Consider the following 21,363-nt stretch of genomic DNA (forward strand, 5'->3'; position numbering starts at 1 on the left):
TCATTTAAAAAATCACACAAATTGCGCTTGATCGCAAAATTCCGTTAGAGATCATGTTCCTGGCGTTTTACTTCCTGCCAGACTTCTTCCATGGCTTCGAGGTCGATTCCGGTCATTTCCAGGCCTCGCGAAGCCACAATCCGCTCAACTTCGCGAAAGCGTCTCTCGAACTTAATGTTGGCTTTTTGCAGGGCGGTTTCCGCTTTTACACCCAAATGGCGTGAAAGGTTGACGGTCGCGAAAAGCAGGTCGCCCATCTCCTCTTCCAGCTTTGCTTCATCCACAACGGCCTGCTGCGCTTCATGCATCACTTCGTCGATCTCTTCATGCACTTTTTCCAGCACCGGGCCCAGGGAATCCCAGTCAAAACCCACGGCGGAGCAGCGTTTCTGGATTTTATGCGCGCGCATCAGCGCAGGCAGGCTCAGCGGAATATCATCCAGCGCTGAGTGCTGGGATTTTTCTGCGCGCTCGGCGCTTTTTATCTGCTCCCAGCGAGCCAGCACCTCTGCGCTGTTGCCTGCGGTGGCATCGCCAAAAATATGCGGATGACGGCGCTCAAGCTTGTCGCTGATGGCTGCACAGATATCGTCAAAGTTAAAACGCCCTTCTTCCTGCGCCATCTGCGCATAGAACACCACCTGGAATAACAGGTCGCCCAGCTCGCCGCGCAGGTCGTCAAAATCCTCGCGTGAAATGGCGTCCAGCACTTCATAGGTTTCTTCGAGGGTGTACGGGGCGATGGTGGCGAAAGTCTGCTCCTTGTCCCACGGGCAGCCGTTTTCCGGGTCGCGCAGGCGCTTCATGATGCCGAGCAGGCGGTCGATTTGAGTCATGGTTTTGTCCTGATAAAAAAATGCCGGGTGGCGGCGAAGCCTTACCCGGCCTACAGAAGAGTGTGTTTAACCGCCGTGCAGACGACGCGCGTCTATCACATCCGGTACCTGGTTCAGTTTACCGAGCACGCGGCCCAGCACCTGCAGGTTGTAGATTTCGATAGTCATATCAATGGTGGCAAGCTGCTCGCGGGTATCGCTGCGGCTGGCGACGCCCAGCACGTTAACCTTCTCGTTGGCGAGAATGGTCGTGATGTCGCGCAGCAGGCCGCTGCGGTCGTTGGCGGTGACGCGCACCACCAGCGAGTAGCCTGCGGAGTAGCTCTCACCCCAGACCGCTTCCACGATGCGCTCCGGCGCATGCGACTGCAGCTCTGCAAGCTGGTCACAGTCGGAACGGTGAATCGAAATCCCGCGTCCCTGCGTGATAAAGCCGACAATATCGTCACCGGGAATAGGCTGGCAGCAGCGGGCAATGTGGTGCATCAGATTGCCCACGCCTTCCACGACCACGCGGCCGTTATCTTTGCTGCGCTGCTGCGGCGCATGGGTTTTCTGCTGCAGCTGCTTCAGCGCCGCCGCGTCCTGCTCTGCCGCGCTTGGCTTATTGAACTGCGCCTGCAGGAAGTTCACCATCTGATTCAGACGGATATCTCCGCCGCCAATGGCCGCTAGCAGCTCGTCAAGCTCGTTGAAGTTGTAGCGTGGCAGCAGGAATTTCTCCGCCTCTTTCAGGCTGATCCCCACATGCTCCAGCTCGTCATCCAGGATCTGGCGACCGGCAAGGATGTTTTTATCGCGATCCTGCTTGCGGAACCAGGCGTGGATCTTGGAGCGCCCGCGGCTGGTGGTGACATAGCCCAGGTTCGGGTTCAGCCAGTCGCGGCTCGGGTTGGGCTGCTTCTGGGTAATGATCTCAATCTGGTCACCCATCTGCAGCTGATAGGTGAACGGCACGATACGTCCACCGATTTTCGCCCCGATGCAGCGGTGCCCCACATCGCTGTGGATGTGGTAGGCAAAATCGAGCGGCGTAGAGCCTGCCGGGAGGTCGACAACGTCCCCTTTCGGGGTAAAGACGTAGACGCGGTCGTCAAAGACCTGGCTGCGCACCTCATCAAGCATTTCGCCGGAATCAGCCATCTCTTCCTGCCACGCAATCAGCTTGCGCAGCCAGGCGATGCGGTCTTCGTGTCCTGAACGCGCGCCGCCAGACGTACCCTCTTTGTATTTCCAGTGCGCGGCCACGCCCAGCTCGGCGTCCTCGTGCATCTGTTTGGTGCGGATCTGGATCTCAACCGTTTTGCCGCCGGGGCCAAGCACCACGGTATGAATAGACTGGTAGCCGTTCGGTTTCGGGTTCGCCACATAGTCGTCGAACTCGTCCGGCAGGTGGCGGAAGTGAGTATGTACTATCCCCAGCGCGGCGTAGCAGTCCTGCAGACGCTCCGCCACGATACGCACGGCGCGCACGTCAAACAGCTCGTCAAAGGCGAGGTGTTTCTTCTGCATTTTGCGCCAGATGCTGTAGATGTGCTTAGGCCGACCGTAGACTTCGGCGCGCACGTTCTCTTCTTTCATTGACTGACGCAGCCCGCTGACAAACTCGTCGATGTAGTGTTCACGATCGATACGGCGTTCATGCAGAAGTTTGGCTATGCGCTTGTATTCCGCCGGGTGCAGATAGCGGAAGCAATAATCTTCCAGCTCCCATTTCAGCTGACCGATACCTAAGCGGTTCGCCAGCGGCGCATAGATATTTGTACACTCCTTGGCGGCAAGGACGCGCTCGTCTTCCGGCGCATCCTTCACTTCGCGCAGGTGCGCAATACGTTCGGCAAGCTTGATGACCACGCAGCGGAAGTCATCCACCATGGCCAGCAGCATTCGCCGGACGTTATCAACCTGTTCTGAGGAGACGGAATCGGTATGGGCAGCTTTAAGCTGGCGAATGGCCGCCATATCGCGCACGCCGTGGATCAGCGCGACGACGGAGGTTCCGACGCTGTCACGCAGCACGTCTTCGCTGACCACGTCCGCATCGGCGAGCGGGAACAGAAGCGCGGCCTGCAGCGTTTCGATATCCATGTTGAGCATGGAGAGAATTTCGACCATTTCGATGCCGCGCCACAGCAGCAGCTCGGCGTCAGGATGCCCCTGCGTGGTGCGCAGACAGTAGGCCCAGGTTTCGGTTAAGCGTTCACACGACTGCTGGCTGGAAATCCCCAGACTTGCGATCCATTTTTGAGGGTCAAACTCACCAGCTTTATTAAGATGTGCACTTCTTACCGCAACCATCGTCCTCTCCTTTAGGGACCAGGGCCTGTCGAAGTCGACAAGCCAAACAAATTAGATGTGCTCAAACAACGCCATCGATTCCAGATGTCCAGTGTGCGGGAACATGTCCAGCATTGCCAGACGCTGAATCTGGTAACCCGCGCTGATTAATGCCTCGCTGTCCCGGGCAAGCGTCGCCGGGTTACAGGAAACATAGACCACACGCTTCGGCGCGAGTTTAATAATATGTGCCATGACGCCCGGAGCACCGGCACGTGCCGGGTCGAGCAAAATTTTATCAAAGCCCTGTTTTGCCCACGGCTGTTGAGTCACATCTTCCTCAAGGTTCTGATGAAAAAATGTCACATTTTGCAAGCCATTCTGTAGGGCGTTTTCCTGTCCTTTGGCGACCAGGGCCTCGACGCCTTCCACACCCACTACGTTTGCCGCTTTCTGCGCCAGGGGCAGCGTGAAATTCCCCATACCGCAGAAGAGATCGAGCACCCGGTCGGTCGGCTGGATATCGAGCCAGTCCAGCGCTTTCTCAATCATCTGCTGATTCACGCCGTCATTGACCTGGATGAAATCCCGCGGGCTGAACGTTAAGCGTAGCCCGTTTGACGCATACCAGGGAGCCTCTCCCGTAACCTGCTCAAGTATCTCGCTTTGTGGCGCCAGGAAAAGCGCGAGCTTGTGGGAATGCGAAAAGCGTTCCAGTTTTTCGCGGTCTTTTTCAGACAGCGGCGCAGTATGGCGCAGCACCATCAGCGGGCCGTTGTTAGCCAGAACCAGTTCCACATGCCCGAGATGACGAACCCCCTCAAGCCCGGACAGACACTGGTGCACATCAGGGAGCAATGCATCAAGTTGGGGCACCAAAACAGGGCACTGCTTTATATTCACGATATCGCTGGCGCTGGCTTTACGAAATCCCATCTCCAGCCGCTCGGTTTTCGGCTGATAGCTCAGGCTCAGGCGCGCGCGCCGACGGTAGCCCCAGGGCTGCCCGGCGATAATCTCGTTAACCTCGTGCTTAAGCTGACGCGCCAGCGCGCTGCTTTTACTTTTTTGCTGTAAATCTACGCTGGCATGCTGTTGCTGACAGCCCCCGCAGACGCCAAAATGGGGGCAGCGAGGCACTTCGCGTTCCGGGCTGTCGCTCAGTCGGCGCTTTACCTGGCCGCGCGCGTACTGGCGTTTATCTTCCGTCAGCGTAATTTCTGCTCGTTCTGATGGCAGCAAACCTGTTATAAACAGTGTCTTACCGTTGTGCCGTGCCACCCCCTGACCAAAGGGATCGAGGTCCGTGGCTTCAACAGTTATGATCTGACGCGTCGTCACGCGTCGCTTTGCAGAGTAGAATTGCGCCATCGCTGAGATTTTTCTCACATATAAACATAATTGTCCTAATTGTCCCATAACGGAACGCCATGACCAACTACAGCCTGCGTGCACGCATGATGATTTTGATCCTCGCCCCCACCGTATTGATCGGTTTGCTGCTGAGTATCTTCTTTGTGGTGCATCGCTATAACGATTTGCAGCGACAGCTGGAAGACGCCGGAGCCAGCATTATCGAACCGCTGGCGGTCTCCAGCGAGTACGGCATGAACCTGCAAAACCGGGAATCCATTGGTCAGTTAATTAGCGTGTTGCATCGTCGTCACTCGGACATCGTGCGGGCTATCTCCGTTTATGATGAAAACAACCGTCTGTTTGTTACCTCGAATTTTCACCTTGATCCGACGTCCCTGAAAATTCCTGACGGCACGCCGTTCCCGCGCCATCTCACCGTATTGCGGCGAGGGGATATTATGATCCTGCGCACGCCGATCGTCTCCGAGAGCTATTCTCCCGATGAATCTGCTCAGTCTGAAGCCAAATCCAGCAACAACATGCTGGGATATGTGGCGCTGGAGTTGGATCTCAAGTCAGTCCGGCTGCAGCAGTACAAAGAAATTTTTATCTCCGGCGTGATGATGCTCTTCTGTATCGGCATTGCGCTGATTTTCGGCTGGCGACTGATGCGTGATGTGACGGGGCCGATTCGAAACATGGTCAACACCGTTGACCGTATCCGTCGCGGCCAGCTCGACAGCCGCGTGGAAGGGTTTATGTTGGGCGAACTGGATATGCTGAAAAACGGCATCAACTCGATGGCGATGTCGCTGGCGGCGTATCATGAAGAGATGCAGCACAACGTTGACCAGGCCACCTCTGACCTGCGCGAAACGCTGGAGCAAATGGAGATTCAGAACGTCGAGCTGGATCTGGCGAAAAAACGCGCCCAGGAAGCCGCGCGCATTAAATCCGAATTCCTAGCCAATATGTCACACGAGCTGAGAACCCCGCTGAACGGCGTGATCGGCTTTACCCGTCTGACGCTGAAAAGCGAGCTTAACCCCACCCAGCGCGACCACCTGCACACTATCGAACGTTCGGCCAACAACCTGCTGGCGATCATTAACGACGTGCTGGACTTCTCCAAACTGGAGGCGGGCAAGCTGATTCTGGAGAGTATTCCGTTCCCGCTGCGCGGCACGCTGGATGAAGTGGTGACGCTGCTTGCACATTCGTCGCATGACAAAGGGCTGGAGCTGACGCTCAATATCAAGAACGACGTGCCGGATAACGTCATTGGCGATCCGCTGCGCCTGCAGCAGGTCATCACCAATCTGGTCGGTAACGCGATCAAGTTTACCGAGAGCGGCAATATCGACATTCTTGTCGAAAAGCGGGCGCTCAGTAATAACAAGGTGCAGATTGAGGTGCAGATCCGCGATACCGGTATCGGCATACCGGAGCGCGATCAGTCGCGCCTGTTCCAGGCATTCCGTCAGGCGGACGCCAGTATTTCCCGCCGCCACGGGGGCACCGGGCTGGGGCTGGTGATCACCCAAAAACTGGTAAAAGAGATGGGCGGCGATATCTCCTTCCACAGCCAGCCTAACCGTGGCTCGACCTTCTGGTTCCATATCAATCTCGATCTCAACCCGAACGTTATGACCGATGGGCCAGTTACCGACTGCCTGAAAGGGATGCGTCTGGCCTACGTTGAACCAAATGCCGCAGCGGCGCAGTGCACGCTGGACGTGTTAAGCACCACGCCGCTGGAGGTAGTCTACAGCCCGACCTTCTCTGCGCTTGCCGTCGAGCACTACGATATCCTGCTGATGGGGATCCCAGTGACCTTTACGGGCGAACTGACCATGCAGCAGGAACGCCTGGCGAAAGCGGCATCAATGACCGACTACCTGCTGCTGGCCCTGCCTTGTCATGCACAAATTAATGCCGAAGAGCTGAAAAATGACGGGGCAGCCGCCTGTCTTCTCAAACCGCTCACGGCCACACGCCTGCTGCCTGCGCTCACCGAATATTGTCGTCTGAGCCAGCACGCGCTGCCGCTCATCAGCGACGAGCAAAAGCTGCCGATGAGCGTGATGGCGGTGGACGATAACCCGGCAAACCTGAAGCTGATTGGCGTGCTGCTGGAGGATCAGGTTCAGCACGTGGAACTGTGTACCAGCGGTGCGCAGGCAGTGGAACAGGCTAAACAGATGCAGTTCGATTTGATTCTGATGGATATTCAGATGCCGGGTATGGACGGCATTCGCGCCTGCGAGCTTATCCGCCAGCTCCCGCATCAGCAGCAAACGCCGGTGATTGCGGTGACCGCGCACGCCATGGCCGGACAGAAAGAAAAATTGCTGAGCGCCGGGATGAATGATTATCTGGCCAAGCCTATCGACGAAGAGAAACTGCATAGCCTGCTGGTGCGCTACAAACCAGGGCATATTGGCGGGACGTACACGGTTGCAGCAGAATCGCCGGAGATTAGCGTCAACCAGAATGCCACCTTCGACTGGTCGCTGGCGCTGCGCCAGGCGGCAGGGAAAACCGATTTAGCCCGCGACATGTTGCAGATGCTGGTCGCCTTCCTGCCGGAAATCCGTAATAAAGTTGAAGAACAGCTGGTGGGAGAAAACCCCGAAGAACTGCTTGAAGCCATCCACAAGCTGCACGGCAGCTGTGGCTACAGCGGCGTACCACGGTTGAAAAACCTCTGCCAGCTTCTGGAGCAGCAGTTGCGTGCCGGTACGCCGGAATCGGAGCTTGAACCGGAATTCCTGGAGCTGCTGGACGAGATGGATAACGTGACAAGAGAAGCGATGAAGGTGTTGGGGAGCTGATAGTAAAGCCCGGTGGCGCTGCGCTTACCGGGCCTACAGGTGCCCTTACGTAGGCCGGGTAAGGCGAAGCCGCCACCCGGCAATCACAGCTAAAATGCCTGCCCCACTTTCAGCACCGCCGCGATATTCCTTGATGCCATCTGTACATTCTCGCTGGCATTTTCCAGCGCATCCTCCAGCGAGCAGATGGTGTAGATCACGCTAAACACCGCATCAATACCGTGATCGTGTACCACGCCAACGTCCGCCGTCAGGCTGCCCGCAATGCCGATGACGGGTTTGTTAAAGCGTTTTGCCACTTTCGCCACGCCCACGGGGACTTTACCGTGGATCGTCTGGCTGTCGATGCGACCTTCACCCGTGATCACCAAATCCGCATCCGCCACCTGGTCGGCAAGGTGTAGCGCATCGGTCACGATCTCAATACCCTGGCGCAGCTGTGCGCCGCAAAAGGCGTGCAGCGCCGCGCCCATGCCGCCCGCCGCTCCGCCGCCGGAAAGACTCACAACATCCCTGTCCAGATCGCGGGCAATCACCTGCGCGTAATGGGCAAGCGCGTTATCCAGGGTGACAATCATTTCCGGCGTCGCCCCTTTCTGCGGGCCAAACACCGCAGTCGCGCCCTCTTCTCCGATTAATGGATTGGTGACATCGCAGGCAACCTCAATCCGGCACGCTTTCAGGCGCTGATCAAGGCCGCTTACGTCAATATGCGCCAGATTGACAAGCTCACCGCCGCCCGGGCCAATAGATTCCTGTGAGGCATCCAGCAGTTTCGCGCCCAGCGCCTGGACCATGCCCGCGCCGCCGTCGTTGGTGGCACTGCCGCCAATGCCAATAATGATATGCTTAACGCCTGCGTCCAGCGCATGACGGATGAGCTCGCCCGTTCCCCACGAAGTGGTTTTCAACGGGTTGCGTTGCGAAGGTGGCACAAGCTCCAGACCGCTTGCCGCGGCCATCTCAATAAATGCGCACCTCTCGTCACCGGATAGCCCGTAAAATCCATCAACAGGCTCCCCCAGCGGGCCGGTCACCGGGACATGAATGACCCGCCCCTGAGTGGCCGCAACCATCGCCTCAACGGTGCCTTCGCCCCCGTCGGCAACCGGTAATTTTACGTAGTTAGCCGAGGGGAAAATCTCGCGAAAGCCGCGTTCTATCGCTGTCGCTACCTCAAGAGCACTCAAACTTTCCTTATACGAGTCCGGTGCGATAACAATTTTCATAAGCCATCCTTACGCATAGTCATTACGTTAAGCATACACCACGTAAACGACCGCTCATGGGAGCGGTCCCAATGCGTTTATCGTACCATGCACGGACGTTTATTGTCGAATGTCCAGTCCGGGATCAAATACTGCATCGCTATCGCATCGTCGCGCGCGCCCAGACCGTGTTTCAGGTACAGTTCGTGGGCTTTCATCACCTGGTCCATATCCAGCTCAACGCCCAGCCCCGGCGTGGACGGCACCTGCACCATGCCGCCTTTGATCTCAAACGGCTGTTTAGTCAGGCGCTGGTTACCCTCCTGCCAGATCCAGTGGGTATCAATAGCGGTGATCGTGCCCGGCGCGGCGGCGGCGACGTGAGTGAACATCGCCAGCGACACGTCGAAGTGGTTGTTGGAGTGCGAGCCCCAGGTCAGGCCGAACTCGTGGCACATCTGCGCCACGCGAACCGAACCCTGCATCGTCCAGAAGTGCGGATCCGCCAGCGGAATATCGACGGACTGAAGGGATAAGGTATGCCCCATCTGGCGCCAGTCGGTGGCGATCATGTTGGTTGCCGTTGGCAGACCGGTTGCGCGGCGAAACTCAGCCATCACCTCGCGTCCGGAGAAGCCCTGCTCGGCCCCACACGGATCTTCCGCGTAGGCCAGCACGCCTTTAAGCTGCTTACCGATTTTAATCGCTTCATCAAGCGACCATGCGCCGTTCGGATCCAGCGTGACGCGCGCCTGCGGGAAACGTTTTGCCAGCGCGGTAATGGCTTCTGCCTCTTCTTCCCCTGCCAGCACGCCGCCCTTCAGTTTGAAGTCGTTGAAGCCATATTTTTCGTAAGCGGCTTCGGCCAGACGCACCACCGCGTCAGGGGTCATCGCTTCATCGTGGCGAACGCGGTACCAGTCGCATTGTTCATCCGGCTGGCTCTGGTACGGCAGCGGCGTCAGCTTGCGGTTGCCGACAAAGAACAGATAGCCCAGCATTTCCACTTCGGTGCGCTGCTGACCCTCGCCCAGCAGGGACGCAACGTTCACGCCAAGATGCTGACCGAGCAGATCCAACATTGCCGCCTCAATACCGGTGACCACGTGGATGGTCGTACGCAGGTCGAAGGTTTGCAGCCCGCGCCCACCCGCATCGCGGTCCGCAAAGGTGCTGCGCACGCTGTTGAGAACATTTTTGTATTCGCCAAGGGTTTTCCCCACCACCAGCGGAATGGCGTCCTCCAGTGTTTTGCGGATCTTTTCCCCGCCCGGAATTTCGCCCACGCCCGTATGGCCGGAATTGTCTTTGATAATCACGATATTGCGGGTAAAGAAAGGCGCATGCGCGCCGCTCAAATTCATCAGCATGCTGTCATGGCCCGCAACCGGAACGATCTGCATGGAAGTGACTACAGGGGTAGAAAATGTGCTCATGGTTCAATCCTTTTATCAGTGACGTCCAAAAACAGGGCGCTTACGGTCAAATGTCCAGCCGGGGATCAGGTACTGCATCGGGCCCGCGTCGTTACGCGCGCCGCCTGGCAATCTCTTATACGCTTCGTGCGCTTTGTGGATCTGATCCCAGTCAAGCTCCACGCCCAGCCCAGGCGCATCCGGTACGGCAATGCTGCCGTTTTTAATCTCCAGCGGATTTTTCGTCAGGCGGGCTTCCCCCTCCTGCCAAATCCAGTGGGTGTCGATGGCGGTCGGGTTACCCGGCGCCGCTGCGCCAACGTGGGTAAACATCGCCAGCGAGATATCGAAATGGTTGTTGGAGTGGCAGCCCCAGGTCAGCCCCCAGTCGTCGCACAGCTGCGCCACACGCACCGCGCCGGACAGCGTCCAGAAGTGCGGGTCCGCCAGCGGAATGTCCACCGAATTCAGCATCACCGCATGGCCCATTTCACGCCAATTGGTGGCGATCATGTTGGTGGCAACCGGCAGCCCGGTGGCGCGGCGGAACTCGGCCATCACTTCCCGACCAGAGAAACCCTGCTCGGCACCGCACGGATCTTCCGCGTAGGTCAGTACATCGCCCAGACCTTTACAGAGCGAGATGGCTTCATCCAGCAACCATGCGCCGTTCGGATCCACAGTGATCCGCGCATCGGGGAAACGCTTTTTCAGCGCGCGGGCAGTTTCAATTTCCTGCTCGCCGGGCAGCACGCCGCCTTTCAGTTTGAAATCTTTAAACCCGTAGCGGTCCTGCGCGGCTTCCGCCAGACGCACCACCGCCTCGCCTGTGAGCGCCTCCTGATGGCGCAGGTGATACCACTCATGGTTGCCAGGCGAACGGTCCAGATAAGGCAGATCGGTTTTATTGCGGTCGCCTACGTAGAACAGGTAGCCCAGAACCGTTACCGCATCGCGCTGTTTGCCCGGCCCCAGCAGTTCGCAGACCGGGACATTCAGCGCCTTACCGAGCAAATCGAGCAGAGCGGCTTCCAGCGCGGCAACGGCGTTGACGCGCAGTTCAAACGTCCAGGCACCTTTTCCAAAGGTATCAAAATCTGCCGACTGATTGCCCTTATGCACCCGCTGAACCACCTTGTTCAGACGGGCCACTTCCTGGCCCACCACCTGCGGAATAGCATCAACCAGCGTCTGGTAAATCACCTCACCGCCTGGCGCCTCGCCCACGCCGGTATTCCCCGCGCTGTCGCTCAGCACCACAATATTGCGGGTAAACCAGGCGTTATGCGCGCCGCCAATATTCAGCAGCATGCTGTCCTGTCCGGCCACCGGGATGACCTTCATCTCAGTAACGATAGGGCTTGATTGCGTTGTCATCATCCACGCTCCCCTACAGGTTTAAGTTCGACGCGTTTGATATCGCCGACCAGCACCAGGTAACTCAGCACCGCCACCAGCGCATGCACCCCAACGTAAATCAACGCACCGTTAAAGGAACCGGTGGTACCGACGATGTAGCCGATAGCGATTGGCGTAACAATCCCGGAAATATTGCCGAACATGTTGAACAGACCGCCGCTCAGGCCGCTGATCTCTTTTGGCGCGGTATCTGCCATCACCGCCCAGCCCAGCGCGCCAATGCCTTTGCCGAAGAAGGCCATCGCCATAAAGCCGATAATCATCCACTCAGCGCTCACGTAGTTACAGAACACCATGGTCATGGAGAGCAGCATGCCGAGCACGATAGGCGTTTTACGCGCGATATTCAGCGAGCCGGTGCGGCGCATCAGCCAGTCGGAAATCACCCCGCCGAGCACGCCGCCCACGAAGCCGCAAATTGCCGGGATCGAGGCAACAAACCCCGCCTTCAGGATCGACATGCCGCGCGCCTGCACCAGATAAACCGGGAACCACGTGATGAAAAAGTAGGTTAAGGCGTTAATACAGTACTGACCCAGATAGATACCGATCATCATGCGCGAGCCGACGAGCTGCTTGATCTGCGCCCATTTCTGGCTGAACGGGACTTTTGCTTTTGCGGATTTCTGATCCATGTTGATCAGCGCCCCGCCCTCTGCGATGTACTCCAGCTCCTTCTTGTTCACGCCCGGGTGCTGGTTGGGTTCGTGGATCACTTTCAGCCAGATAAAGCTAATGACGATCCCAAGCCCGCCCATGAAGAAGAAGACATGCGACCAGCCCACCTCATGCGTCAGCCAGCCCATGATTGGCGCGAAGATCACCGTCGCAAAGTATTGTGCGGAGTTAAAAATCGCAACCGCGGTTCCCCTCTCCTGTGCCGGGAACCAGGCAGCGACAATACGGCTGTTCCCAGGGAAGGAAGGTGCTTCCGCTAAGCCCACCAGGAAGCGCAGCGTGAAGAGCGCCACGATTATGCCGAAGCCGCTGAAGATATCGACGAACCCCTGCAGCAGGGTGAACATCGACCAGATAAAGATGGACCAGAAATAGACCCGTTTTGATCCAAAGCGGTCAAGCAGCCAGCCGCCAGGAATTTGCCCGATGACGTAGGCCCATGAGAATGCGGAGAAAACGTAACCCATGCCCACGGGATCAAGGCCGATATCTTTTGCCATTTCCGAACCGGCAATCGACAGCGTGGCGCGGTCACCATAGTTAAAGGACGTGACGATAAACAGCATCACCACTATCCAGTAGCGGGCGTTGGTGCGCTTTTCAGCGCTGCTCGCTGCGTGGCTTAATGTACTCATTGTTGCACTCCTGAAACATAGCTTTCGCCTGGTTCATTCTGTACAGCACCGGTAGGGTAATCAGAATGAGACTTGTGTTTTGTCGTTTTGGTACGGCCTGAAGCCGTTTTATAGTGACCGGGAAAGTATATGAAGGAGTGACACGTTCTCTCACCGTGCAGAAACACAGTATTGAAGGGTGTATGAGAGGTTGTTTATGGCATAAGCCCAAGGGAGTGGAAGGTGGTTCACGGAATTGAGGATTTGCTGCGGCTTCGTTGCCGGGTGGCGGCTAAGCCTTACCCGGCCTACATAACTATTTAAGCAGAGTTGCCCAGTGCTCGACCCACGGGTTCGATTCGCTTTCTGGCTCAGGGTGTTCGCCTGCGTCAATCAGCAGCATCTCACCGACGCGCTGGGCGCTCTGCTCCTGCAGGAGCGCATCGAACTGCTTGCCGCCGCCGCAGAAGTTGGCGTAAGAGCTGTCACCCAGGGCAATGATGCCGTAGTGCACGTTCGGCTGATAGCCAAGCTGGTCTTTAATTCCCTGGAACAGCGGCACGATGCTGTCCGGCAGATCGCCCTGCCCGGTGGTGGAGGTCACCACCAGGATGTATTTATCTTGATACTTTTCCCAGTCTGCCAGTTCCGGGTCTTCATAGACCGTGGCTTTATGGCCCTGGCTGGCAAGTATTGCCTCAGCCTCTTCCGCTACCAGCAGCGAGTTGCCGTACATTGTGCCGACAAAAATGCCTACTTCAGCCATGCTTTGCTCCCTTAATTATTGTGCCTGCTGTTCATCCTGAACGTTGCCTGAGACAAACTCAACCCTTTCATTTTCGGGGAGTTGTCCCAGCCAGCCAAACTGTGACAGCGCCTGCATCCAGACGTCGTCCAGCCCCGCGCGGATAGTCAGCGGTTGGCCGGTGAACGGGTGCGTCAGGCTCAGCTCGCTGGCGTGGAGCATCAGGCGATGGCAGCCAAAATGCTCGGCCGCGCTGCGGTTCTGGCGCAAATCACCGTGTTTGCTGTCGCCAATAATCGGGTGGCGCAGGTGCGCGAGATGGCGACGAAGCTGGTGCTTGCGCCCGGTTTTGGGCAAAAGCTCAACCAGGCTGTAGCGTGTGGTCGGAAACTTGCTGGTCGCCACCGGCATTTCGGTCGTCGCCATGCCGCGATAATCCGTCACCGCCGGCTGCGGGCCTTTATCATCACGGGCAAATTTATCGGCGATTTTATCCAGTTCCTCCACCAGCGGATAATCGAGCGTGGCGGCTTCCGTCAGCCAGCCGCGCACAATCGCGTGGTAGCGCTTTTGCATCTGGTGCTGTTCAAACTGCTGAGAAAGCAGACGTCCTGCCTCGCTGGAAAGCCCCATCAGCAGTACGCCGGAGGTTGGACGGTCCAGACGATGGGCGGTAAAAACGTGCTGACCAATCTGGTCGCGAACGGTTTGCATCACCACCACTTTCTCATCGCGATCGAGCCAGCTGCGGTGCACCAGCCAGCCCGACGGCTTGTTGACCGCTACCAGCCACTCGTCCTGATAGAGGATCTCAAGCGTCATGCATCGTCACCAGCAAAGAGCGCATCCAGGCGTGCTAACTCAACCAGCATAACCTCGCGCGCGGGATGGGTCGCCTCGAGCGCCATTTCATAATAGGGAGAGACGGCAAACGCCTGTGGCAGCGGATGGCCGCCGTCCAGCAGAGCGTGCATGCGCGGAATCAATACCCACTGCAGCCACTCAAAGGGAGCCAGCTTATCCAGGCAGAATGGCTGGGTACTTGCGAATGCTTCTGGCTGCGGCGCAATCTCCTGCCACAGCTGATGTTGGCGCAAGAGTGCTTCGATGGCGTGCAACTGGGCACGAACGCTATCGTATTGCGTCATAGTCACCTCAACTGAAAAACTGAACGGCGCGCAGCATAGCATTGCAGAACGCAGAAATAAAAAAAGGGAGCACTGTAAAAACAGTGCTCCCGGTTCGTTCCGCAGCATTCCAGCTACAATTCGTGCTCCCTGCTCATCCGTGACAACTTTTCCTGATGCCCGAAGGCCTGGTCATCCGTCTACCTTTCGCATCCTGCTCACATCATCCTGACGTGATTGTTTCATCCTGAAACGTCCTGGCCATCCTGACCCACCGACCATCCTGACCGGCTCTCTTTCTCCTTCCTGGAGGTGTCCTTTACGCATCCTGCGCGATCCGCTTTGCTTCATCCTGAAGCCTTCCTGCAGCGCCATCCTGACGAGTCCTGAGTAAGAAACGCCATCATCCTGATGTTCGTTTCTCGTGTCGGCTTCCTGTCGACGGAGATAGAATCCGTTATTCCGCTTCGTCTTACAACCCACCCCGTGAGCACTGTAAGACGTCAGAAATCCTTAAAAACGATGCGATGAACAAGTAATTCATTGAAAAACAGCGTAATATTAATCTTAATTAAATAAGGTAATACTGAATGTTCCAGCGATCTCTCACAAACCTTGTAAGAGATCTCTCACACGCGCCGTAGCATCATGGATTACAGAAGTGGCTCAAGTTGGGTAAGAAATTCCGCAAGAGAGGGGGCGAGAATCTCGCGATTGCGGGTACCGATGGTCTCTTTAATCACTTCACCGGACAGATTGCAAACGGATAACACATCCAGTTCGCTGTCCAGGGTGGCAATAAAGAGCGTCGGAGAAAGCTTAAGGCGCTTTTGCGTGACCAGGTGACCAATCAGGTTTTCCTGCACACGCTGCAGATCGTCTTCGCTCCAGGTCTGCAACAGCGTCAGCGTAATATTGGCAAAGCGCGCAGGCATATCCCCTGCAAACTGCGCGGTATAAAACGCGTGAACCGCTGGTTGTACCACAATGTCCATTGCCCGTTCAACCGCATTTACATTTTGCTCGCCGGTATTGGGCTTCGGCTGCCAGATAACGTAATCGTCGAGTGAAGAGATAATGCACGGTGAGGGGATGCCATATAAATCAGCACTTTGCGGCCACGTCCCCTGTTTTTCATGCCATGCATCGCAATAGCGGGTCGTGAAGGTCGTCAGGGCATTTGCAGTTTCGATATCCACCGATTTCTCTCTTCTTGTAAGACAGGATAAACTCAGGCCATAAGTGTACCTGTAAAGTGGCTATGAAACATGTCTTACGAAAATCATCAGGCGTTAACCGGCTTAACGCTGGGTAAATCGACCGATTACCGCGACACCTACGATGCAAGCCTGCTGCAGGGCGTACCCCGCAGCCTGAACCGCGACCCGCTTGGGTTACACGCGGACGCGCTGCCGTTTGTCGGCGGCGATATCTGGACGCTATACGAACTCTCCTGGCTTAACGCGCGCGGGCTGCCGCAGGTGGCCGTGGGTCACGTTGAGCTGGATTACGCCAGCGTTAACCTCGTCGAGTCCAAAAGCTTTAAGCTCTATCTCAACAGTTTTAACCAGACAAAATTCAACAGCTGGGACGACGTCCAGGCTACGCTGGAGCGGGATCTACGCGCCTGTGCACAAGGAGACGTTGCCGTATCGCTGTATCGTCTGCATGAGCTGGAAGGGCAGCCTATCGCCCACTTTCACGGTGCCTGCATCGACGATCAGGACATTGACGTTGAAAGTTATGAGTTCAGTGCCGACTACCTCGAAAGCGCGGCGAGCGGAAAGGTGGTTGAAGAGACGCTGGTCAGCCATCTGCTGAAGTCCAACTGCCTGATCACCCACCAGCCAGACTGGGGCTCGGTGCAGATCCAGTATCGCGGGCCGAAAATCGACCGGGAAAAACTGCTGCGCTACCTGGTGTCGTTCCGCCATCACAACGAATTCCACGAGCAGTGCGTGGAGCGCATTTTTAACGACATTATGCGTTTCTGCCAGCCAGAAAAGCTGAGCGTTTATGCGCGCTACACCCGCCGTGGCGGACTGGACATCAACCCGTGGCGTACTAATACCGATTTTGTGCCTGCGACGGGCCGTCTGGTGCGTCAATAATATAAATATTTTCACAATATGCGCGGTATCTTCCGCGCTTTAGGTTGTGAAACGTCACGCGCCAGGGCTATTGTAATCAACAGGGAAAGACGATAATCGTCCCGTAAGGAGCTCACTTGATTACACATATTAGCCCGCTTGGCTCAATGGATATGTTGTCGCAGCTGGAAGTGGACATGCTTAAACGCACGGCCAGTAGCGATCTCTATCAACTGTTTCGTAACTGTTCACTTGCCGTACTGAACTCCGGAAGCCTGACCGACAACAGTAAAGAGCTGCTGTCTCGCTTCGAAAGCTTTGATATCAACGTGCTGCGCCGCGAGCGCGGGGTGAAACTCGAGGTTATCAACCCGCCGGAAGACGCCTTTGTCGACGGGCGCATTATTCGCTCTCTGCAGGCCAACCTGTTTGCCGTGCTGCGCGACATTCTGTTCGTTAACGGGCAGATCCACAACGCTGGCCGCTTCCAGCATCTCGACCTGGAAAGCTCGGTCCATATCACCAACCTGGTGTTCTCAATTCTGCGTAACGCCCGTGCCCTGCACGTTGGCGAAGCACCGAACATGGTCGTCTGCTGGGGTGGTCACTCCATTAACGAAACCGAATACCTGTATGCGCGTCGGGTGGGTACCCAGCTTGGCCTGCGCGAGCTGAATATCTGTACCGGCTGTGGTCCGGGTGCGATGGAAGCGCCAATGAAAGGAGCCGCAGTGGGACACGCGCAGCAGCGCTATAAAGAAGGACGTTTTATCGGTATGACCGAGCCGTCCATCATCGCGGCTGAGCCGCCTAACCCGCTGGTTAACGAACTGATTATCATGCCGGATATCGAGAAACGTCTTGAGGCGTTTGTCCGTATCGCCCACGGCATTATCATCTTCCCCGGCGGCGTGGGCACGGCGGAAGAGCTGCTTTATCTGCTGGGTATTCTGATGAACCCGGTCAACAAAGATCAGGTTCTGCCGCTGATCCTGACCGGGCCGAAAGAGAGCGCAGACTACTTCCGCGTGCTGGACGAATTTATCGTGCACACGCTGGGTGAAGCCGCGCGTCGTCACTATCGCATCATCATTGACGATGCGGCAGAAGTGGCTCGCCAGATGAAGAAAGCGATGCCATTGGTGAAAGAGAACCGTCGCGATACCGGGGATGCTTACAGCTTCAACTGGTCAATCCGCATCGCGCCGGACCTGCAGATCCCGTTTGAACCTTCGCATGAAAACATGGCGAACCTGAAGCTCTATCCCGATCAGCCAGTGGAAGTGCTGGCAGCCGATCTGCGCCGCGCCTTCTCAGGCATTGTGGCAGGTAACGTGAAAGAGGTAGGGATCCGCGCCATTGAAGAATTTGGGCCGTATAAGATCCACGGCGACCCGGAGATGATGCGTCGCATGGATGACATGCTGCAGGGCTTTGTCGCCCAGCACCGCATGAAGCTGCCGGGCTCGGCCTATATACCCTGCTACGAAATCATCAAATAAGATTTCAAGTTGCGCTTTTAAAGCCGGATCCTGTCCTTCAGGATCCGGCTTTTTTATTACTGATGCAATTCATAGACATCGTTTATGTTATTTATATTTTTCACCCACGCGCAAACGATTACCTCGTTTTCGGAACCGTAAAATATCAGCCCTAATCAAAATTACCTGCCAGAAAATCCTAAAAACCTATTTCTTTACAGCGTAACCCTCCTAACTCGCGGGCCAACCTTTCACGCTACATGTCGTTAATGGTAGCCTTCGCGCCCGTAAATTCTCTTTGACGTTTTTTTGACAGATAAATGGTCTAAACATGCCCACATAGAGAGTGGATTATTGCAATTGGGATCAGGATCACTGAAGGATTCATAACGAAAATGTATCTTTCCGCCCGCCAATAGTTACGGGTGAAAATTATTAAAAAACCGTCACTGAACGAATTTCATATTACCGTCAGGCACTTTTTCATCGGATTTGACTAGAAACCTGACAATTTGCTTCCTCCAGGAGATACAGATGGAAACCACTCAAACCAGCACCGTTGCTTCGATTGATTCCCGAAGTGGTTGGCGCAAAACGGATACCATGTGGATGCTTGGCCTTTACGGCACAGCAATCGGCGCTGGTGTACTGTTCCTTCCTATCAACGCAGGCGTCGGCGGTCTGATCCCGCTGATCATCATGGCTATCATCGCTTTCCCGATGACCTTCTTTGCACACCGCGGCCTGACCCGCTTCGTGCTGTCCGGTAAAAACCCGGGCGAAGACATCACTGAAGTGGTTGAAGAGCACTTTGGCGTCGGCGCAGGTAAACTGATTACCCTGCTCTACTTCTTCGCGATTTACCCGATTCTGCTGGTTTACAGCGTGGCGATCACCAACACCGTTGAAAGCTTCATGATGCACCAGCTGCAGATGACGCCGCCACCGCGTGCGATTCTGTCTCTGATCCTGATCGTCGGCATGATGACCATCGTGCGCTTCGGCGAGCAGATGATTGTGAAAGCGATGAGCGTACTGGTCTTCCCGTTCGTTATTGCTCTGATGGTGCTGGCCTGCTACCTGATCCCACAGTGGAACGGCGCAGCGCTGGAAACCCTGTCCCTGAGCAGCGCATCGGCAACCGGTAACGGCCTGCTGATGACCCTGTGGCTGGCGATTCCGGTGATGGTGTTCTCTTTCAACCACTCTCCGATCATCTCTTCTTTCGCTGTTGCGAAACGTGAAGAGTACGGTAATGGCGCAGAGAAGAAGTGCTCCAGCATCCTGGCACGCGCTCACATCATGATGGTACTGACCGTGATGTTCTTCGTCTTCAGCTGCGTACTGAGCCTCTCCCCGGTGGATCTGGCGGCAGCGAAAGAGCAGAACATCTCTATTCTGTCTTACCTGGCGAACCACTTTAACGCACCGGTCATTGCGTGGATGGCGCCAATCATCGCGATTATCGCTATCACCAAATCCTTCCTGGGCCACTACCTGGGCGCACGTGAAGGCTTCAACGGTATGGTGATTAAATCTCTGCGCGGTAAAGGCAAGAGCATTGAAATCAACAAGCTGAACAAAATCACTGCACTGTTCATGCTGCTCACCACCTGGGCGGTAGCGACCCTGAACCCAAGCATCCTGGGCATGATTGAAACCCTGGGCGGCCCGGTTATCGCAATGATTCTGTTCCTTATGCCGATGTACGCGATTCAGAAAGTCCCTGCGATGCGTAAATACAGCGGCCATATCAGCAACGTATTCGTTGTGATTATGGGCCTGATTGCCATCTCCGCTATTTTCTACTCGCTGTTCAGCTAATACCTCCTGCGCCGTCCTCGGGCGGCGCACTCCTCCTCTCTGACTGATAGCAATGGACGCATCATGATTAGCGTATTCGATATTTTCAAAATCGGTATTGGTCCTTCCAGCTCTCACACCGTCGGACCAATGAAAGCCGGTAAACAATTCACGGATGACTTGATTGCACGCGGCATCTTGCACGACATCACCCGCGTGGTCGTCGATGTATACGGTTCCCTTTCCCTGACGGGTAAAGGCCACCATACCGATATCGCCATCATCATGGGCCTGGCGGGTAACCTGCCGGATACCGTTGATATTGATGCGATCCCTGGCTTTATCCAGGACGTAAACACCCACGGTCGTCTGTTGCTGGCGAACGGCGAGCACGAGGTTGAATTCCCGGTTGACCACTGCATGAATTTCCATGCGGACAACCTGTCGCTGCACGAAAACGGCATGCGCATTACCGCACTGGCCGGCGACAAAGCGGTTTACAGCCAGACGTATTACTCCATCGGCGGCGGTTTTATTGTCGACGAAGACCATTTTGGTCAAACCAACAATTCCGCTGTTGACGTGCCTTATCCGTACGAAAACGCGGCGGATTTACAGCGTCACTGCCAGGAGACGGGCCTGTCCCTTTCCGGCCTGATGATGAAAAACGAACTGGCGCTGCACAGCAAAGAAGAGCTGGAACAGCACTTCGCAAAAGTCTGGGAAGTGATGCGCGGCGGTATCGAGCGCGGGATCACCACCGAAGGCGTACTGCCGGGCAAACTGCGCGTGCCGCGCCGTGCGGCAGCGCTGCGTCGTATGCTGGTGAGCACCGACAAAACCACGACTGACCCGATGGCAGTCGTCGATTGGATCAACATGTTCGCGCTGGCGGTAAACGAAGAAAACGCCGCGGGCGGCCGCGTTGTTACCGCACCAACCAACGGTGCGTGCGGTATCGTTCCGGCGGTGCTGGCGTACTACGACAAGTTTATCCGCGAAGTGAACGCGAACTCTCTGGCGCGCTACCTGCTGGTCACCAGTGCGATAGGTTCGCTGTATAAGATGAACGCCTCCATTTCCGGTGCGGAGGTGGGCTGTCAGGGTGAAGTCGGCGTGGCCTGCTCCATGGCGGCGGCGGGTCTGGCTGAGCTGCTGGGCGCAAGCCCGGCGCAGGTGTGCATCGCGGCGGAAATCGGCATGGAACATAACCTGGGACTGACCTGTGACCCGGTCGCCGGACAGGTGCAGGTGCCGTGCATCGAGCGTAACGCGATTGCCTCCGTGAAGGCGGTGAACGCGGCACGTATGGCGCTGCGCCGCACCAGCGAACCGCGCGTCTGTCTCGATAAGGTTATCGAAACCATGTACGAAACGGGTAAAGATATGAACGCCAAATACCGCGAAACCTCCCGCGGTGGCCTGGCGATGAAGATCGTGACCTGCGATTAAGCCTCTCAGGAAGCCTCGTTTTGCGAGG

16 protein-coding genes are annotated in these 21,363 nt (G+C 56.3%); 5 read left to right on the forward strand and 11 right to left on the reverse strand.

Going from position 1 to position 21,363, the window contains the following annotated elements; genetic code table 11:
* Positions 1–44 precede the first annotated feature (44 nt).
* The 3 genes from mazG to rlmD all read right to left on the reverse strand — a co-directional run bounded on the left by mazG (position 45) and on the right by rlmD (position 4,484).
* A complete protein-coding gene (mazG, locus tag K5E19_RS12000; RefSeq protein WP_221551390.1) occupies positions 45–836 on the reverse strand; it encodes a nucleoside triphosphate pyrophosphohydrolase in 792 nt (263 codons plus the stop codon).
* A 66-nt stretch (positions 837–902) separates the two neighbouring features.
* Positions 903–3,134: a GTP diphosphokinase gene (gene relA, locus K5E19_RS12005; protein ID WP_109082232.1), complete on the reverse strand. Its 2,232-nt coding sequence runs from the start codon at positions 3,132–3,134 to the stop codon at positions 903–905.
* A 51-nt stretch (positions 3,135–3,185) separates the two neighbouring features.
* Entirely contained in the window at positions 3,186–4,484 is a 1,299-nt protein-coding gene (gene rlmD, locus K5E19_RS12010) for a 23S rRNA (uracil(1939)-C(5))-methyltransferase RlmD (protein ID WP_221551391.1), read from the reverse strand.
* 59 nt (positions 4,485–4,543) lie between these two features.
* Between rlmD and barA the strand changes: the two genes are divergently transcribed.
* Positions 4,544–7,303 (forward strand): two-component sensor histidine kinase BarA, encoded by a 2,760-nt coding sequence (barA, locus tag K5E19_RS12015; protein ID WP_221551392.1) that lies wholly within the window; start codon positions 4,544–4,546, stop codon positions 7,301–7,303.
* 89 nt (positions 7,304–7,392) lie between these two features.
* Here the strand turns inward: barA and K5E19_RS12020 are convergent, their stop codons facing one another.
* The 8 genes from K5E19_RS12020 to syd all read right to left on the reverse strand — a co-directional run bounded on the left by K5E19_RS12020 (position 7,393) and on the right by syd (position 15,708).
* The gene (locus tag K5E19_RS12020; protein ID WP_221551394.1) at positions 7,393–8,532 is read right to left on the reverse strand and encodes a glycerate kinase; all 1,140 of its coding nucleotides are present in this window, start codon (positions 8,530–8,532) and stop codon (positions 7,393–7,395) included.
* Positions 8,533–8,609: 77 nt separating this feature from the next.
* Positions 8,610–9,947: a glucarate dehydratase gene (gene gudD, locus K5E19_RS12025; protein WP_221551395.1), complete on the reverse strand. Its 1,338-nt coding sequence runs from the start codon at positions 9,945–9,947 to the stop codon at positions 8,610–8,612.
* A 15-nt stretch (positions 9,948–9,962) separates the two neighbouring features.
* The gene (locus K5E19_RS12030; protein WP_221551454.1) at positions 9,963–11,303 is read right to left on the reverse strand and encodes a glucarate dehydratase family protein; all 1,341 of its coding nucleotides are present in this window, start codon (positions 11,301–11,303) and stop codon (positions 9,963–9,965) included.
* Entirely contained in the window at positions 11,303–12,658 is a 1,356-nt protein-coding gene (gene gudP, locus K5E19_RS12035; protein ID WP_221551396.1) for a galactarate/glucarate/glycerate transporter GudP, read from the reverse strand. Before gudP ends, K5E19_RS12030 begins: the two co-directional genes overlap by 1 nt.
* 295 nt (positions 12,659–12,953) lie before the next feature.
* Entirely contained in the window at positions 12,954–13,403 is a 450-nt protein-coding gene (locus K5E19_RS12040; RefSeq protein WP_221551397.1) for a flavodoxin, read from the reverse strand.
* A 15-nt stretch (positions 13,404–13,418) separates the two neighbouring features.
* Positions 13,419–14,204 carry a tRNA pseudouridine(65) synthase TruC gene (truC, locus tag K5E19_RS12045; protein WP_221551398.1) on the reverse strand — a complete coding sequence of 262 codons (786 nt, stop codon included), beginning with the start codon at positions 14,202–14,204 and terminating at the stop codon, positions 13,419–13,421.
* The gene (locus K5E19_RS12050) at positions 14,201–14,530 is read right to left on the reverse strand and encodes a YqcC family protein (RefSeq protein ID WP_221551399.1); all 330 of its coding nucleotides are present in this window, start codon (positions 14,528–14,530) and stop codon (positions 14,201–14,203) included. The genes truC and K5E19_RS12050 overlap by 4 nt, the downstream gene beginning before the upstream one ends.
* Before the next feature lie 632 nt (positions 14,531–15,162).
* Positions 15,163–15,708 carry a SecY-interacting protein gene (gene syd / locus K5E19_RS12055; protein WP_221551400.1) on the reverse strand — a complete coding sequence of 182 codons (546 nt, stop codon included), beginning with the start codon at positions 15,706–15,708 and terminating at the stop codon, positions 15,163–15,165.
* Between the two features lie 69 nt (positions 15,709–15,777).
* Between syd and queF the strand changes: the two genes are divergently transcribed.
* The 4 genes from queF (at position 15,778) to K5E19_RS12075 (ending at position 21,335) form a co-directional block, all read left to right on the forward strand.
* A complete protein-coding gene (queF, locus tag K5E19_RS12060; protein ID WP_221551401.1) occupies positions 15,778–16,620 on the forward strand; it encodes an NADPH-dependent 7-cyano-7-deazaguanine reductase QueF in 843 nt (280 codons plus the stop codon).
* 116 nt (positions 16,621–16,736) lie between these two features.
* Positions 16,737–18,101 carry a nucleotide 5'-monophosphate nucleosidase PpnN gene (ppnN, locus tag K5E19_RS12065; RefSeq protein ID WP_221551402.1) on the forward strand — a complete coding sequence of 455 codons (1,365 nt, stop codon included), beginning with the start codon at positions 16,737–16,739 and terminating at the stop codon, positions 18,099–18,101.
* Between the two features lie 513 nt (positions 18,102–18,614).
* The gene (locus K5E19_RS12070; RefSeq protein ID WP_221551404.1) at positions 18,615–19,904 is read left to right on the forward strand and encodes an HAAAP family serine/threonine permease; all 1,290 of its coding nucleotides are present in this window, start codon (positions 18,615–18,617) and stop codon (positions 19,902–19,904) included.
* A 63-nt stretch (positions 19,905–19,967) separates the two neighbouring features.
* Positions 19,968–21,335, forward strand: a complete 1,368-nt coding sequence (locus K5E19_RS12075; protein WP_221551406.1) for an L-serine ammonia-lyase — start codon at positions 19,968–19,970, stop codon at positions 21,333–21,335.
* Positions 21,336–21,363 lie beyond the last annotated feature (28 nt).

The sequence above is a fragment of the Enterobacter sp. RIT637 genome, assembly GCF_019718755.1.
Taxonomy (GTDB): Bacteria; Pseudomonadota; Gammaproteobacteria; order Enterobacterales; family Enterobacteriaceae; genus Enterobacter.

Coding starts and splice junctions, on each gene's coding strand:
- mazG (WP_221551390.1), bottom strand. CDS start 836: ATGACTCAAATCGACCGCCTGCTCGGCATCATGAAGCGCCTGCGCGAC.
- relA (WP_109082232.1), bottom strand. CDS start 3,134: ATGGTTGCGGTAAGAAGTGCACATCTTAATAAAGCTGGTGAGTTTGAC.
- rlmD (WP_221551391.1), bottom strand. CDS start 4,484: ATGGCGCAATTCTACTCTGCAAAGCGACGCGTGACGACGCGTCAGATC.
- barA (WP_221551392.1), top strand. CDS start 4,544: ATGACCAACTACAGCCTGCGTGCACGCATGATGATTTTGATCCTCGCC.
- K5E19_RS12020 (WP_221551394.1), bottom strand. CDS start 8,532: ATGAAAATTGTTATCGCACCGGACTCGTATAAGGAAAGTTTGAGTGCT.
- gudD (WP_221551395.1), bottom strand. CDS start 9,947: ATGAGCACATTTTCTACCCCTGTAGTCACTTCCATGCAGATCGTTCCG.
- K5E19_RS12030 (WP_221551454.1), bottom strand. CDS start 11,303: ATGACAACGCAATCAAGCCCTATCGTTACTGAGATGAAGGTCATCCCG.
- gudP (WP_221551396.1), bottom strand. CDS start 12,658: ATGAGTACATTAAGCCACGCAGCGAGCAGCGCTGAAAAGCGCACCAAC.
- K5E19_RS12040 (WP_221551397.1), bottom strand. CDS start 13,403: ATGGCTGAAGTAGGCATTTTTGTCGGCACAATGTACGGCAACTCGCTG.
- truC (WP_221551398.1), bottom strand. CDS start 14,204: ATGACGCTTGAGATCCTCTATCAGGACGAGTGGCTGGTAGCGGTCAAC.
- K5E19_RS12050 (WP_221551399.1), bottom strand. CDS start 14,530: ATGACGCAATACGATAGCGTTCGTGCCCAGTTGCACGCCATCGAAGCA.
- queF (WP_221551401.1), top strand. CDS start 15,778: ATGTCTTACGAAAATCATCAGGCGTTAACCGGCTTAACGCTGGGTAAA.
- K5E19_RS12070 (WP_221551404.1), top strand. CDS start 18,615: ATGGAAACCACTCAAACCAGCACCGTTGCTTCGATTGATTCCCGAAGT.
- K5E19_RS12075 (WP_221551406.1), top strand. CDS start 19,968: ATGATTAGCGTATTCGATATTTTCAAAATCGGTATTGGTCCTTCCAGC.